Annotated in this window: 14 protein-coding genes; 3 read left to right on the top strand and 11 right to left on the bottom strand. The window is 65.6% G+C overall.

The features are described 5' to 3' along the window. Nucleotides 1-109 precede the first annotated feature (109 nt). The 3 genes from GFS60_RS05770 to GFS60_RS05760 are packed head-to-tail and all read left to right on the top strand — an operon-like array spanning nt 110 to nt 3,787. On the top strand, nt 110-1,276 hold the full coding sequence (locus tag GFS60_RS05770) for an ABC transporter ATP-binding protein (RefSeq protein ID WP_159919551.1): 1,167 nt from the start codon (nt 110-112) through the stop codon (nt 1,274-1,276). After that, on the top strand, nt 1,276-2,976 hold the full coding sequence (locus GFS60_RS05765) for an ABC transporter permease (RefSeq protein ID WP_159919549.1): 1,701 nt from the start codon (nt 1,276-1,278) through the stop codon (nt 2,974-2,976). The genes GFS60_RS05770 and GFS60_RS05765 overlap by 1 nt, the downstream gene beginning before the upstream one ends. Nucleotides 2,977-3,022: 46 nt before the next feature. Continuing rightward, on the top strand, nt 3,023-3,787 hold the full coding sequence (locus tag GFS60_RS05760) for an SDR family NAD(P)-dependent oxidoreductase (RefSeq protein WP_159919547.1): 765 nt from the start codon (nt 3,023-3,025) through the stop codon (nt 3,785-3,787). Between the two features lie 67 nt (nt 3,788-3,854). On the opposite strand, the gene GFS60_RS05755 is transcribed toward GFS60_RS05760, so the two are convergent. The 11 genes from GFS60_RS05755 to GFS60_RS05705 all read right to left on the bottom strand — a co-directional run bounded on the left by GFS60_RS05755 (nt 3,855) and on the right by GFS60_RS05705 (nt 14,580). Further along, nucleotides 3,855-4,886 carry an NADP-dependent oxidoreductase gene (locus tag GFS60_RS05755; RefSeq protein WP_159919545.1) on the bottom strand — a complete coding sequence of 344 codons (1,032 nt, stop codon included), beginning with the start codon at nt 4,884-4,886 and terminating at the stop codon, nt 3,855-3,857. Between the two features lie 15 nt (nt 4,887-4,901). After that, nucleotides 4,902-5,903, bottom strand: a complete 1,002-nt coding sequence (locus GFS60_RS05750; RefSeq protein WP_159926913.1) for an MBL fold metallo-hydrolase — start codon at nt 5,901-5,903, stop codon at nt 4,902-4,904. Nucleotides 5,904-5,914: 11 nt separating this feature from the next. After that, the gene (locus GFS60_RS05745; RefSeq protein WP_201453593.1) at nt 5,915-6,250 is read right to left on the bottom strand and encodes an EthD family reductase; all 336 of its coding nucleotides are present in this window, start codon (nt 6,248-6,250) and stop codon (nt 5,915-5,917) included. 73 nt (nt 6,251-6,323) lie between these two features. After that, complete coding sequence (locus GFS60_RS05740; RefSeq protein WP_159926909.1) at nt 6,324-6,932, bottom strand: TetR/AcrR family transcriptional regulator; 609 nt, start codon at nt 6,930-6,932, stop codon at nt 6,324-6,326. A gap of 87 nt (nt 6,933-7,019) precedes the next feature. Continuing rightward, nucleotides 7,020-8,522, bottom strand: coding sequence for a class I adenylate-forming enzyme family protein (locus tag GFS60_RS05735; protein ID WP_159926907.1), 1,503 nt, complete (start codon nt 8,520-8,522; stop codon nt 7,020-7,022). Between the two features lie 63 nt (nt 8,523-8,585). Continuing rightward, on the bottom strand, nt 8,586-9,617 hold the full coding sequence (locus GFS60_RS05730; protein WP_159926905.1) for an NAD(P)-dependent alcohol dehydrogenase: 1,032 nt from the start codon (nt 9,615-9,617) through the stop codon (nt 8,586-8,588). A gap of 24 nt (nt 9,618-9,641) precedes the next feature. Then, on the bottom strand, nt 9,642-10,403 hold the full coding sequence (locus tag GFS60_RS05725; protein WP_159919543.1) for an SDR family NAD(P)-dependent oxidoreductase: 762 nt from the start codon (nt 10,401-10,403) through the stop codon (nt 9,642-9,644). A gap of 34 nt (nt 10,404-10,437) precedes the next feature. Then, nucleotides 10,438-11,199: an SDR family NAD(P)-dependent oxidoreductase gene (locus tag GFS60_RS05720; RefSeq protein WP_159919541.1), complete on the bottom strand. Its 762-nt coding sequence runs from the start codon at nt 11,197-11,199 to the stop codon at nt 10,438-10,440. Then, the gene (locus tag GFS60_RS05715; RefSeq protein ID WP_159919539.1) at nt 11,196-12,398 is read right to left on the bottom strand and encodes an acyl-CoA dehydrogenase family protein; all 1,203 of its coding nucleotides are present in this window, start codon (nt 12,396-12,398) and stop codon (nt 11,196-11,198) included. The genes GFS60_RS05720 and GFS60_RS05715 overlap by 4 nt, the downstream gene beginning before the upstream one ends. A 17-nt stretch (nt 12,399-12,415) precedes the next feature. Beyond that, the gene (locus tag GFS60_RS05710; RefSeq protein WP_159919537.1) at nt 12,416-13,378 is read right to left on the bottom strand and encodes a phosphotransferase family protein; all 963 of its coding nucleotides are present in this window, start codon (nt 13,376-13,378) and stop codon (nt 12,416-12,418) included. After that, a complete protein-coding gene (locus GFS60_RS05705; RefSeq protein WP_236603386.1) occupies nt 13,375-14,580 on the bottom strand; it encodes an acyl-CoA dehydrogenase family protein in 1,206 nt (401 codons plus the stop codon). Before GFS60_RS05705 ends, GFS60_RS05710 begins: the two co-directional genes overlap by 4 nt.

Genomic DNA, 14,580 nt, shown 5'->3' with positions numbered 1-14,580 from the left:
GCTATCGTGAATTGAATTGAATTCACTTTACTTCCGGACCAAGTTCGGAAGCAGGCCGTCGAACTGACGCCATTCCCGACAAACCACTCGCAACCAAGCAGGTGCCAAGGTGACATCGCAATTCAGGGTTTCCAACCTGACCAAGACCTTCGGGTCGAACACCATCGTCGATCAACTAGACCTCGACATCGAGGACGGTGAGTTTCTCGTCCTCCTCGGACCGAGCGGTTGCGGAAAGACGACCACGCTCCGCTGCATCGCCGGCCTCGAAACACCCGAGGACGGGTCGATCACCTTCAAGGACCACACCGTCTTCGATGCGTCGACCCGGATCAACGTTCCAGCGTACAAACGCAATATCGGCATGGTCTTCCAGTCCTACGCGCTGTGGCCCAACATGACGGTGCGAGAGAATATCCGGTACCCGTTGAAGGTTCGGCGGATGAAGAGCGCTATCGCCGCCGGACAGGTCGAGACCGCAGCGGGCATGGTGGATTGCGGAGCCCTGCTCGACCGGTACCCGTCCCAACTCAGCGGAGGACAGCAACAGCGAGTGGCGGTGGCCCGCGGCTTGGTCGCCCAACCCGACCTGGTGCTGTTCGACGAACCGCTGAGCAATCTCGATGCACGCCTGCGCGACCAAGTCCGGTCTCAGATTCACCAGCTCCACCAACGTCTGGGCTTCACAGCCGTTTTCGTCACTCATGATCAGGCCGAGGCGTTTGCACTCGGTGACCGACTCGCCATCATGAAGGCCGGCAAGATCGAACAGTACGACACCCCGGAGCGGGTGTACGAGACCCCGTCCTCCGACTATGTCGCCGCGTTCATCGGGATGGCGAACCGACTCGAACTCTTCCGGCGGCACGAGGGGTGGACAACGCGGGCCGGGACGGCTATCGAACTCGACACCGCCGGCATCTCGGGCGAATACATCAGCGGCGATGCGGCTCTCGGAAGACTTCGGCCCGAAGACCTGACGCTGCACCGCTCACTCGACGAAGTCCGCCCGGATGATGTCGGCCTTACCGGCGAGCTCGTCACCTCGGAGTACGGGGGTCGTTATTTCGACGTGACGGTGAACGCCGGAGGTGAACGGTTGTACCTTCGCGCAGATGCCGTACGGCACGGGGCCTGGTTGCGCGGCGCCACCCCGGGGTCGCCCCTGGCAGTCAGCTTCTCCCCCACCAAGCTACGTGTGTTTCCGCACCCGGACAGTCACGTGGACCCCAACATTCCCGTGCTCGCCCAGGCCGCCGCCGGATCGGAGGCGTGATGGCTACCGTTGCCGTGAGGAGCGGCGCACGTCCGTTCGTCTTCAGTACAGTGTGGCGCACCCGACTCGGGTACGGTGCCTTGCTGGCAGTTCTCGCGTACCTCGTCGTGTTGCCACTGTTTCGGTTGCAGACGCTGGCGTTCGAGGACGGCGCTCGCGGGTTTCAAGCGCAGTACGGCCGGTACGACATCGGCCAGACCATCAAGACGACCATCGCCCTCGCGGTCTCGTCACTCGCCATCGCAATGGTTTTGGGAACGATACTCGCGTTCGCGGCGAGCAGGCTGCCACGCCGGCTGAGCTTTCTCAGAATCGTTCCCATCCTGCCCATCGTGATGCCCGCGGTAGCCAACGTGGTCGGGTGGGCATTTCTCCTTTCGCCCGGGCCCGGGTACCTGAACGCACTACTGCGCAAGCTTCCCTGGTGGAACCACGTGAACTCTGGGCCCGTCGACATTTACAGCACACCGTGGATCATCATTCTCACGGGTTTCGGACTCACTTCCTTCGTCTACCTTTTCGTCAGCGCAGGAATGCAGAACATCAGTTCCGAGCACCTCGAGGCGGCCCAGATCAGCGGATCGTCGACGCTCGGGGTGTTCTTCCGGGTAGTTCTCCCGCTACTTCGTCCCTCCCTGGTGTACGGCGGCGGAATTGCACTGCTGCTCGGTCTCGGCCAGTTCACCGGTCCTCTCCTACTGGGACAGAACACTGGTGTGAAGGTGCTCACCACCGAGATGTATCGGCGGGTGTCGGAGTCGCCGGCGGACTTCGCCGCCGCAGCCGCGGCTGGCTCGCCGCTCGTCATCTTCGGTGTCGTCGTCGTACTGGCGCAGAAGATGCTCCTCGGCAATCAGTCACGCTTCGTCACGCACGGCGGAAAAGCGTTCGCTCCCGACACCGGCCGCTCGGCCTGGGCCGCCGTGTGCATTTCGGTCTATGCGATGCTCGCACTCGTCGTCCCGCTGATCGGACTCGTCATCGTGGCGGTGTCGCCCTATTGGTCGGAGACACTGTCTTGGAGCCTGTTCACACTCGATAACTTCCGGGCACTCTTCCAGACGGCGAGCATAGTCGACTCCGTGTACACGAGTCTCCTCACCTCCGTGGTGGCGGTCGCCATCTGCGTGCCGATCGGCTACCTCACCGCCACGCTGCTCGTGCGTGGCCGCAAACACAGGGTGCTGGGAACCATCGGTGACGTCATCACCGCTCTCCCCCTGGGTATTCCCGCGGTGATCTTCGGCGTCGGATTTCTGCTCACCTACACCCAGCCTCCGCTGATCCTCTACGGGACCAAAGCGGTCATCATCCTCGTCTACGTCGTACTGATGGTGCCCTTCGCCACCCGAATGCAGATGACCGCCATGCTGTCGCTCGGAGAGACCTACGCCGAGGCGTCGGCGACAAGCGGTGCGAGCCCGTTAGTCACGAATGTGCGGGTGATTCTGCCGCTGATGAGGCCGGCCGTGCTCAGCTCCGTCGCCTTGATGTTCATCCTGCTGACCCACGAGTTCGCCGCCTCTCTGCTCGTCCGCGCCGCCACGACACAGGTGATGGGTACGCTTCTGTTCGACCTGTGGGAGAACGGGTCCTACCCGCTGGTGGCCGCAATGGCCCTGCTCATGACGGCCGTGACCAGCATCGGTGTCGTGATCGCGATGCTCGTCGGCGGACGAAACGTTCTGAGCAACCTCTGATGGCGACCGTATTCCTCCGGATTCGAACGAGTGACAAGGAGTCACGATGAGCGTCGGCCCTGACCGGCTTCGCAACAAGGTCGTCCTGGTGACGGGAGCGACCGGTGGTATCGGCGCGGAGATCGTCCGCAGGCTCGCCGAGGAAGGCGCCCACGTCGTCGCCACCGATCTCGAGAAATCGGTCTGCACGGACTTACTCCACACTCTCGCCCAGCCCGAACGTCATGCCGCGCACGCCTTGGACGTCTCCTCCGAGGAACAGTGGGAGGCCGTCGTCGCGGCGACCGAGGAGACGTTCGGCGCATTACACGCCCTGGTCAACAATGCGGCCATCGGCAGCGTTGCCACCGCGCAGGACGAAACGCGGTCCCACTGGGATCGGGTGATCGGGATCGGCCAGACCGGCACGTGGCTGGGCATGAAACATGCCGGCCCGCTGATCGAGCGGAGCGGCGGCGGTTCGATCGTGAACATGTGCTCGATACTCGGCACCGTGGGCGGTGTGGGTAACAGCGTCGCCTACGCAGCCGCCAAGGGCGCCGTCCGCACGATGACCAAGAACGCCGCCCTGCATTGGGCGAAAGCGGGAGTACGGGTCAATTCGCTGCACCCGGGGTTCATCGGTACGGCCCCATTACTCGAGCGTTGGGAGGGCAGCGAGCGTCACCGCCAGATGCTGGCCGGCACCCCGATGGGTCGACTCGGCCGCGGTGAAGAAATCGCGGCCGCAGTTGCCTTCCTGGCCGGCGATGACTCCACGTTCGTCACCGGCTCGGAGATCTACGCAGACGGCGGGTGGACGGCGGCCTGAGCGAAGCAGAAGAACATGGCCCCCGCGTGATGCGTGGGCCATGTTCTTCTGTGTAGCCGCTGGAGCATCAGCGTAGGCGGCACAGCGTCTTTCCGACGGTGCGGCCCTGCAGCATCGCGACGATGGCGTCCGGCGCCGACCCGAGGCCTTCGAACACCGTCTCCTCGACAACGAGGCGACCGTCGCGGAGGTAGCTCCCGACCTCGGCCCGCATGTCGCCGAGCAGATGGTCGTACGCTCCGGCCCGGAAACCCTGCACCGTCAGGTTTTTCGCAACGATCTGAAAGAGATTGCCCGGACTCGGTGCCGCCGTGTCCGCGTCATAGGAGGCGACGGCGCCCGCCATGGCCACCCGGCCGCCTGGCCGGAGGTGATGCAGGGCGGCCTCGAGATGCGTTCCACCCACGTTGTCGAAATATAGGTCGATGCCGTCGGGTGCCGCGCTCGCGAGCGCTCCGGCCAGGTCCGGGCTGTGGTAGTCGAATGCGGCATCGAGTTTCAGTTCGTCCAGTAGGAACCTGACCTTCTCGCCGGAACCAGTGCTGCCGACCACGTGGTGACCTCGGAGCTTCGCAATCTGCGCGGCGAGACTGCCGACCGCACCCGCGGCCGACGAGATCCATACGACGTCTCCGCTCGTGAGTCCACCGATGCACTGCAATCCCACGTACGCCGTGAGCCCGGAACTGCCCAGCGCTCCGAGATAGGACTGCGGCGGGTGCACACTCGTGTCGAGGCGTGTCACGCCACCGGCCCCGGCCAAGGTTTCGCTGCCCTGCCGGACCACCGCGAACTCGCGAAAACCTTTTATGTGCAGAACCGTGTCGCCCTTCTCGAAGCCCGGGTCACGGGACTCGAGTACCTCGCCGACAGCCAACCCGGTCAGCGTCTCCCCGATGCGGAACGGTGGGAGGTAGCCCGCGGGGCCCGTGGAGCCGAGACGCATCCTGACAGACGGGTCGATCGACGACCACGAGTTACGCACGAGAATGTCGCCGGGCATCAGTTCTTCGGGAACCGTCACCAGGTCGAGGTGGAAGTCCGACGGGCGGACCTTCCCCTGGGGATGGCGCGCCAGTTTCAGCTCATGACTCTGCATGGGATCCTTCCGCACTCAGGCGACGGAGAAGACGTCGCTGTCGTCTCGTCTTCGAACTGCGAGCCGGCCGCGATCGACCAGGGTATCGAGGTGGGCGAGGGTCTCACAGGTGGCGATCATTTTATTGAACGGGTCGAGCGTGGAGAACGGCTTCTCGCGTCGGGTCCACGTGACCGCGTCTGCGACGGCCGTCGCGGTCGCAGGCCCCAGCGACACCAGCGCGTTCTGCATAGCCATGAATCGTCGGTCATGATGTGCGAGTAGCTCTTCGACTCGGACATGCACGCTCGGTGTCGGATCTCCGTGCGCCGGCAGGAGGTGCGCATCGGGGCGGTCGAGCATTCGGGACAGCGAGTCGAGGTAGCGCCCCAGGGGCAGGTCCCACTCGCCGAGTTCGAATCCGATCGACGGAGTGATCGAGGGTAGGACGTGGTCTCCGCTGAAAAGCAGGCCGCGCTGGGTATCGTGAAAGACGATGTGTCCCTTGGTGTGACCCGGAGTGTGTACTACGTCGATCGCGTGCTGCCCGATCCGAAGCGGACCCGCGTCGAGCCAACAGTCGGGCTCTTCCCAGTCCGACAGGTAGAACGGTTCCGCCGCGGTCAGAATCTCGACAGTGTCTGCCAGGACGGGGGCTCCGGCGCGGCGGAGCTCGTGCAGCGAATCCGTCGGAACGTTGCTGCCGAGAGCACTGACGGCCGCCAGTCCGTCCGCCTCGGCAGCACCGAGGTGGACGCGTGAGCCGTGGCGGCGGCGGAGTTCGACGGCGAATGTGTAGTGATCGCGGTGCACGTGGGTGACGTAGATGTCGTGAATCTGCGCGGTGGTGTGGCCGATCCGGCGCAGTGCGTGCTCCATCTCCTCGAAGGTGTTGTCGACGCGCCATCCGCCGTCGACGAGCGCCAGGCCGTCCGGGGTCTCGAGGGCGTAGACGTTCACCGCACCGAGACCGTCGTCAGGCATCTGAAGGGGCACTCGATGCACACCGGGCGCCACCTCGTAACAGCCCGGCTCCATCCAGGGAGCCCTCACGATGTGCCGCTGCCCATTTCGACCATCGTCTTCTCCTCGCCCATGACGAGGATGCGCTTGCCACGCATCTGACCGACGTTGTCTACGGCGGCTTGCCATTGCGGGCTGGCGAGCGCGGCATCGAGGTCCTCACGGGAGTCGAAACTCAGAATCGAGACGCCGTCCCATTCCCGCGACCTGTCGTCCATCGCGTCGAGCACTTCGGTGTGCTGCCAGCGCCGCAGGCCCGGGAGTGGGTAGGTCACATCGGCGTGTTCGCCGCGCCACCACTGAATGAACTGTTCATGACTCCAGTCGTGCGGACGGGCGGCCAAGACGATCAAGTTGTACATCATCACTCCATAACTGACCTGAATTAAGTTCACTTGCGGTCGGTATGCGAAAGCCCCTCCGCTCATGCGTGCGTTATGCGCGGACGATGCGCAGAGTGGCGTCGCGAACTTGTCGGTTGAGCTGGTCGAGACTCATGTCGCCGTCGGGCCGATACCAACGCCACACGCTGACGACGAGCCCGAGGACCAGTCGGGCCATCAAACGTGGATCCGCGTCGGCGAAGACCCCGGCACCCATCCCTTTCGCGATGAGGAAAGACCACTCTTCTTCGATCGAGTTCACCAGTGCACGGGAAGTCTGGCGCTCCGCTTCTTCCTTCTCGGATTGACGGGGGGTGGCGAGCAGATCCATGTGGCTGTGCAGGATACGTCGCTGCAGGGCGTCTCGGGGGGTCGCTTCCAGGGCACTGGTGACGGCGGCGCCTAACGCCTCCACCGGATCATCGATGCCCTCGATTGCAGCAGCGAATCGCTCGAGGGACTCCGCCAGTTCGAGACGCATGATGGTCAACAGGCAGTGACCCTTGGACTCGAAATAGTGGTAGAGCGCCGTCTGGCCGATACCGACCTCGTCGGCGATCGACGCCCACTTGGTGTGCTCGAAGCCCACTTCACCGAAGCGTTCGATCGCGGCCGTGAGGATGAGCCCGCGCTTGGAACGCGGACCATCGCGGAGCGTCATGGCTTCTACGGACACGGGATCCCCATCCATCTGTTGTCGATCGGTACCGGTAATAATACCTGAACTGAGGTCAAGTCGGGTCGCATTTCAGGGGCTCGCGGTACCGGCGAGCAGACGTGTTGCAAGGTCCACCGCATCCGGCCGAGACAGTTTCCCTACCCTGTTCTGCGGCAGGTCGTCGATCGCGAAGACGAACTCCGGCCACTTGAATTTCGGAAACCCGATGCCGTCGAGGTGCGCGGTCACCTCGGCGAGGGTGATCGGCGCACCCATACTCACCACCAGGGCCGCGGCGCGCTCACCGAGCAGCTCGTCCGGAACCGGCACCACGCACACCTGCGACACGGTCGGAATGCGCGCGACGGCAGCCTCGACCTCGTTGATATCGATATTGCGGCCACCACGGATGATGATCTGCTTCTGCCGTCCCATCACCCGGATGCTTCCGTCCTCCGCGACTTCGACGAGGTCGCCGGTAGGCAGGAATCCGTCCGCGGTGAGTTCGGGCGGTGCCGGAATGCCTGCCCGCGCATAGCCGACGAACAGAGAAGGACCCTTGACCTGTGCATCGCCCACCCGCCCGGCCGGAAGGGGAGCGCCAGAATTGTCCACCGCTCGGACGACGGTGCCGGGGAAGGGACGACCGTCCCGCCCCAGGCGCACGGCCGGCTCGTCCGAGGGCAGCGGGGTGGTGTGCCCGAGGCACTCGGACATACCGAACACCCGCAGGAACGTCGTGCCTAGAGTTCGCTCGGCGCGACCGAGCGCACCGGCGTCCATCGGCCCGCCGCCGACGGTCATCGCTTTCAGCGAGGTAAGCGCACCCGTAGCGTCCGGCGCGACGGCCAGCTGGAGCGCCATGGTGGGGACAAGCATCGTCCACGCAACCTGGTGTTTCCGGATGACCGTAAGCGCGGCAGCAGGTTTCCAGCCATCCATACAGACCATCGGCGCGCTGAGCATCGCGGGGAGGTAGAGACCGAAGCAGAATGCGGCCACCGACGAGAGCGGGACGAACGCGGCAACCGGATCCCCGGGTTCGAGGCCGACCGCGTCGATGGTGCACCGGCCTGCGTAGCGGATCGCTGATTCCGACTGCACCACGCATTTGGGATGTCCGGTCGACCCGGACGTCATCGCAATCGCGATCCCGCCGTTCCATCGCTCGACATCGCTGACCGGCGATCGCGACCAGCGCACCGACCAGCCGCCCAGCGCGCTCGCCTCGTCACCGAAGCGGTCGTCCGGTACACCCCAGTGCGCAAGGGACTCCCGGTCGCCGATCACCACATCGGGTGCGATGTCGTGCAGGGCCACGGCGAACTCCGACGGGCCGGCATGCCTGCTGAACACGGCGACCACACCGCCCCGCAGCCCGACCGCAAGCGCCGCGGTCAGTGTCCGCCAGCTGTTGTCCGCCTGCACGAGCACGGTGGGCGATCCCCCGGGGCCGGCGTCCAACAGTGCGGCGAGCTCGGTCGCCGCCGCAACGATGGCGGCACGAGTCCACCCACCCGACGCATCGACGACCGCGACCTCGTCCGGCTCACTCTCTGCACGAGCCACGAATTCACGCGCCAGCTCCCACATCACGCAGCCTCCTCTTGGTTACTGAATCACAGTTGTTTCGGTCATGACACACATTGTCGGTGGTCACGGCACGAGGACGGCGCGCCCGCGGATCGCCCCGCGGCGCAGCCGGTCGTATATGTCGAGGGCGTCGTCCAAGCGGTATGCGGTCGACTCGACGCTCAGCAGCCCTCGATGCGCAAGATCGACTACCGCCTCGAGATCCGCGCGCGTTCCCCAGAACGGGGCGCTGACCTGCCAGCCGTTGGGTAGTCCGAGGTCCTTGCCGACTGTGAGCCGGCCTCCCCCGCTGCCCACGACCACCAGTCGGCCGCCGGGTCCGAGTAACTGCGCTGCCGCGTTCGTGGTGGCGTCTGAGCCCACGAAGTCGAAGACGACGTCGGCACCGGTCGACTGAGGAATTCTCGCGATGTCGGCGAATGCCGCGTCGGCTCCCAGCCGCATCGCAAGCGCGCGGGATTCCGGTCGCGGATCGACGGCGAACACGGTGCCGCCGCCGAGCGCGCGGAGAATTTGGACGGCGAGGTGGCCCAGTCCCCCGACGCCGACCACCACGGCTACCGATTGGTCGTCGACGAGATCCTGGTTCGTACGAATCGCGTGGTACGCCGTCAAGGCGGCATCGGCGAGCGGGGCGGCACTCTCCGGAGCAAGCCCCCCGGTGCGTACCACGAACCGTTCCGTGGGAACGATCATGGCCTCGGCCAGGCCGCCGTCGTAGCCGAGACCGTTGCCGATCGCGGGAAGCCGGCCGTCGGCCCGCCGACGCAGTTCGTGACAGTAGTTCTCTCTGCCTCGTCTGCAGTTGCGGCAGTCGCCGCAGGACCACACGCCATGGACCACTACGGACTCGCCGACCCACGAACTGTCGGCGGTGGGGCCCACACCGACAACGGTTCCGGCCACCTCGTGCCCGAGTGTGAGCGGCAGCGGGTAGTCGAAGACACCGGCGGGTGCGTCCATGACGTGCAGGTCGGATCGGCAGAGCCCGGCCGCCCGGACTTCGAGCAGCAGTTCGGCTCCCTGGGGTTCGGGGACCCGGACGGGCAGGACCTGCGCGGGTTCACCCCACCCGGTCAAGCGCACGGCTTTCATCGTCTCGATGGTCACCTTCCTCACCTACCTGGCTGCCCAACCGCCGTCGACGACGAGGGTCTGTCCGGTGACATACGAAGACGCGTCCGATGCGAGGAACAGCACGGCACCGTCCACTTCGCCCGCGCGGCCACCGCGGCCGAGCATCGTGTTGCGACGCACCCAGTCGGCTGAACGCTGGTTGCTGAACAATCCGTCGGTCATTTCGGTATCGAACCATCCGGGCACGACGGCGTTGACACGGACGCCCCGCCTGCCCCACTGACCCGCGAGCTCGCGGGTCAGACCGAGGATGCCCGCCTTCGAGGCTGCGTAGCTCGCGCCGCCGATGGGTGCTGTGGACACCAACCCGATGACCGAGGAGATATTGATGATCGAGATCCCCGCGTCGTCCGGAACCCCCGACGTGGCATAGGTGGCGAGATGGAATCCCGCTGCGAGATTGACATCGAGAATCGACGAGAACCCGTCGGCGGTTTCGTCCTCCGCGTTGGGCGGTCCGGGCTTTCCGGCATTGTTGACAAGGACGTCGACGTGGCCAGTTCGTTCGCGGGCGCGGTCGACGAGCCGGCGCCGGTCGGCGTCGACGGTGATGTCGCATTCGACCGGGACCACGGTGTCGACCTCCTCCGCCAGCGCGGCGAGCCGATCGACTCGGCGGGCTGCGGCAAAGACCGTCGCGCCTGCCGACGCCAGTGTCCGCGCGAATCCCATTCCCAATCCGGACGACGCACCCGTGACGACGGCGACGCGACCGCTCAGCTCGAACAGCTCGGGTACCTGCATGTGTTGGCTCCTACTCGTGTTCGTGGCACCCGCGTCAGTAGACGGCGGTGCGTCCGCCGTCTACGGGGATGATCGCGCCCGTGGTGTACCCGGCACGGTCACCGGCCAGATGCACGACGAGGCCGGCGATCTCATCCGGACGCCCCAGCCGTCCGGCCGGAAGCCGATCGACGATCTTCCCGATGAACTCGTCGTCCCATTCGGCCGCCATGTCGGTCGCGAATCCGCCCGGCATGATGCAGTTCACTCGCACCTGGGGCGCGTATTCCTGGGCGAAGGCCATCGTCAGCGCGTTGAGGCCGTTCTTCGACGCCGCATACATCGCCTCCGGCGGGCTGGGCCGCAGCGCTCCGATACTCGAGATATTGATGATCGAACCGCCCCCTGCCGCACTCATTCTGGCTCCGGCCACCGCCATCAGCCGGAACGGGCCCTTCAGGTTGACCTCGATCGTCTTGTCGAAGAGCGACTCGGAGACCGACTCGAGGTTCGGCGACAGAGGCGCGATACCGGCGTTGTTCACGACGACGTCGAGGCTTCCGAACTGGTCGAGAATGTGATCGACAGCAAGTTCGATCGCATCCCACTTTCCGACGTGCAGCGCGAGCGGTTCGGCGATTCCACCGGTTTCCCTCGCGATCGCGCGGGCCGCGGAGATGCACGCCTCCTCCTTGCGGCTCGACACGATCACGGTGGCGCCCGCGGCGGCCAACCCCGTGGCGATGGCGTATCCGAGCCCCCGGGTGGCACCCGTGACGAGCGCGACCTTCCCCTTCAACTCTGCGGTCGTGTTCATGCGTACTTCTTCAGTTCGAGGCGCGCGATCGTGCGCAGATGGACTTCGTTCGGGCCGTCGGCGATCTGCAGTGCCCTCGTGATCGCATACAGCCGGGCCAGGATGGTGTCGTCACTCACCCCTGCGGCGCCGTGCGCCTGCACGGCGCGGTCGACCACCCGATGGGCAATCTCCATGGCGGCAACCTTGATCGCCGCGACTTCCGAACGGGCAGCGGCGTTGCCGCGGGTGTCCATCAGCCACGACGACTCGAGGACCAGCAACCGAATCTGATCGATCTCCATCCGGCTACGGGCAATCCACTCGCGCACCACACCGCGGTCAGCGAGCGGTGCGCCGAATGCGGTGCGCTGCAGCACTCGTCGACACATCAGTTCGAGGGCCCGTTCGGCCATGCCGATCGCCCGCATCGCGTAGTGCATCCGTCCCGGCCCCAGCCGCCCCTGCGCGATCGCGAACCCATCGCCTTCGGCGCCGAGCATGTGGTCGGCGGGCACCCGTACGTCCGTGAACTGGACCTCACCGTGGCCGAGCCGGTCGCGGTAGCCGAACATGGGCAGATCACGGAGCACTTCGATGCCGGGGGCATCGGCGGGCACCAAAATCATGCTTTGCTGCCGGTACGTCGGAGCGTCGGGATCGGACTTGCCCATGAAGATGACAAGTTTGCAGTCGGGGTCGAGAATGCCCGAGGTGTACCACTTCCGGCCGTTCAGGACGTACTCGTCGCCCTCGCGGCGGATGGTCGAGGTGATGTTCGTGGCATCCGAACTCGCCACGTCCGGCTCCGTCATCGCGAATGCCGACCTGATCGTGCAGTCGAGGAGCGGCTGGAGCCAGCGCGCCTGCTGCTGCGGGGTGCCGTACATGGCGAGGATTTCCATGTTGCCGGTGTCGGGCGCCGAGCAGTTGATGGCTTCGTTGCCGATCACCGACCGGCCGACCATTTCGGCAAGGGGCGCGTATTCGAGGTTGGTGAGCCCGGCACCCCACTCACCGTGCGTCATGAAGAGATTCCACAACCCGAGCTCGCGGGCCTTCTCCTGTAGGTCCAGCATGACCTTCGGCTGCTCGTGGGGATTGTCGTTCGACCTGATCTGCTCGTCGTACACGGCCTCGGCCGGATAGACGTGCTCTTCCATGAAAATCCGCAGCTGCTCGAGCAGTCGCTCGGTGCGTGCGGAGTATCCGAAGTCCACGTGTCGTCCTTTTCTGATCAGGCGAGTAGCGCAGTGCCACTGCGAATGAGCTGTGAGATGGTGTCGGGCAGCCGTTCCTGGTCGGGGTCGTGGTGGCGGCCCTCGCGGTGCCGGCGCAGGTTGTGGCCCATGATCGCCGCCATTTTCAGACGGCCGAGTGCGTTGAACCAGTTCATGTCCGGCAGTGCCGGGTCGTCCCTGGTGTAGAGGTCGATCAGTTCATCCTCGGACGGCAGATCGGGCACGGAGCGCCCCACACCGGGAAAGTTCGCCCCGTCGGCGAAGACGAGGAACCAGCCCAATTCGACCCGTGGATCACCCAGGCTCCAGATCTCCCAGTCGATCAATGCGGCCGGCTCCGTGTCACGCGCGATGATGTTGCCCAGCCGGTAGTCGCCGTGCACCAGCGTCGGTGCGAGCGCCTCAGGGAGATCGTCGGCGAGCAGACGGAGCAACTCGTCGCCCCCACTGACGAGTTCGGGCGGAACAGCGTCCAGGGTGCGTTGCCACCGCGCCAACTCCGCGCCGGGTGACAACGGATCTCCGGCTGCCGGGATCGTGTCGATGGGCACCGCGTGCAGCAGCGGCAGTACCTGCGCGGCGCGGCGCATCCGCGCGGCCGCAACGGCCGGTTCGACCGCCGGCGTATCGAGTACAGGTTCGAGGGATTCCCCGGCAACGTACTCCATCGCGAACCACGCCGGTCCGGTCTCGTCGACGGCGACGATGCGGGGCACGGGAACCTCTGTGGCCCCGAGTGTTTGCATGATTCTCGCCTGGCGCACCATGTCGTGTCGACCGATGGGACGTTGGCCTTCGGGAACAGCCTTGACCACGAGGTCGCCGTCACCGGTCCGGACTTTGTAGGTCAGCCCGGAGTGCCCTCCGAGTAGCGGCTCGAGTGGGCCTACGTCCAGGCCTGGGGTCTGCTCGCGCAACCGTTGCGCCACACGGTCGTCGAGGGTGATTGTCGCACTCATGGGCGGGGCTCCCTCGGCAGGCCGAGCACGCGCTCGGCGAGGATGTTGCGCTGGATCTCGTCGGTGCCGCCGGCGATGCGGTATCCGGGCGCGCCGAGCACGTGCTCGGTCCACGCAAACGTGCCCCACTCGCCCGAGTCTGCGATCAGGTCGCGGCCCAGCAACAGCCGGACCACTTCCGAAGTTCGCGCCATGGTGTCGGTGGCGAGCAACTTCCCCACCGAGGCCTCCGGGCCGGGATCCTTGTCCGCGACCACGGCGGCGGCTACCCGCATTCCGGTCACCCGCTGGACGTAGCTGCGCGTCACCAGATCCGCGACTGTGTCGCGTTCGATTTCGGACAGTTCACGACCCAGGTGACGGGCGAGTTCGACAGCCTGATCCGCGTTGGCCAGGCCGAGATTTCCGGCGTCGAGGCGCTCCGCTGCCAGCACGGTCAAGGCGACCGGCCAGCCCTGCCCCACCGGCCCCAGCCGGTAGTCGTCGGACAGTTCGACGCCGTCGAGGTAGACCTCGTTGAAGGAGCTGCCCCCGGTCATCTGGCGAATGGGTCGGACGGTGACTCCGGGAGCATCCATCGGGACCAAGAAGACGGTGAGCCCCGCATGTTTGGGCGCCTCGGGGTCGGTACGGCACACCGCGACCCCGAAGTCGGCGACCCGTGCGCCCGACGTCCAGACCTTGTGTCCGGTGATCGTCCACCGGCCATCCCGTTCGACTGCTCTCGTCCGGACAGCCGCCAGGTCGGACCCCGCTTCGGTTTCGGAAAACAGCTGACAGGCAATGATATCGGTGCGCAGCATCGCCCGCACGTACCGCTCGCACTGTTCGGGCGTTCCCCACTGGGCGATGGCCGGCGCGACCAGTTGCTGTGTCACCGAGAACATTTCGGTTCTCCGCGGCACGTCGAACGCGTTCTCCTCCCGCCGGAATGCAAGCACATACGACATCGGCAGAGCCCGTCCGCCGTACTCGACCGGCCAATTCATCGCCCCCCACCCGGCGTCGAACTTCGCCTGTTCGTACGCGCGGATGTGGTCGGTCTCGTCGCGCTCCTGCTCCGCCGTCCAATTTTCGAAGACGGCGACCGAGTCGGATCCCACTCCCCATTTGATCTGGGTACGCGGCTCGGCAACCGTCCGCAACCACGCTCGCGCGTCATCCACGAACTGGTCCACATCGGGCATCGTTGCTTGATTCAT

The organism is Rhodococcus sp. WAY2, assembly GCF_009859915.1.
In the GTDB taxonomy this organism is placed as follows: Bacteria; Actinomycetota; Actinomycetes; order Mycobacteriales; family Mycobacteriaceae; genus Rhodococcus_F; species Rhodococcus_F oxybenzonivorans.
Note: the sequence above shows the minus strand (reverse complement) of the source record. Positions and strands in the feature narration are given on the sequence as shown.

Coding starts and splice junctions, on each gene's coding strand:
- GFS60_RS05760 (WP_159919547.1), top strand. CDS start 3,023: ATGAGCGTCGGCCCTGACCGGCTTCGCAACAAGGTCGTCCTGGTGACG.
- GFS60_RS05755 (WP_159919545.1), bottom strand. CDS start 4,886: ATGCAGAGTCATGAGCTGAAACTGGCGCGCCATCCCCAGGGGAAGGTC.
- GFS60_RS05710 (WP_159919537.1), bottom strand. CDS start 13,378: ATGAGTGCGACAATCACCCTCGACGACCGTGTGGCGCAACGGTTGCGC.
- GFS60_RS05720 (WP_159919541.1), bottom strand. CDS start 11,199: ATGAACACGACCGCAGAGTTGAAGGGGAAGGTCGCGCTCGTCACGGGT.
- GFS60_RS05735 (WP_159926907.1), bottom strand. CDS start 8,522: ATGTGGGAGCTGGCGCGTGAATTCGTGGCTCGTGCAGAGAGTGAGCCG.
- GFS60_RS05740 (WP_159926909.1), bottom strand. CDS start 6,932: ATGACGCTCCGCGATGGTCCGCGTTCCAAGCGCGGGCTCATCCTCACG.
- GFS60_RS05730 (WP_159926905.1), bottom strand. CDS start 9,617: ATGAAAGCCGTGCGCTTGACCGGGTGGGGTGAACCCGCGCAGGTCCTG.
- GFS60_RS05765 (WP_159919549.1), top strand. CDS start 1,276: ATGGCTACCGTTGCCGTGAGGAGCGGCGCACGTCCGTTCGTCTTCAGT.
- GFS60_RS05745 (WP_201453593.1), bottom strand. CDS start 6,250: ATGTACAACTTGATCGTCTTGGCCGCCCGTCCGCACGACTGGAGTCAT.
- GFS60_RS05725 (WP_159919543.1), bottom strand. CDS start 10,403: ATGCAGGTACCCGAGCTGTTCGAGCTGAGCGGTCGCGTCGCCGTCGTC.
- GFS60_RS05705 (WP_236603386.1), bottom strand. CDS start 14,580: ATGAATCAAGCAACGATGCCCGATGTGGACCAGTTCGTGGATGACGCG.
- GFS60_RS05750 (WP_159926913.1), bottom strand. CDS start 5,903: ATGGAGCCGGGCTGTTACGAGGTGGCGCCCGGTGTGCATCGAGTGCCC.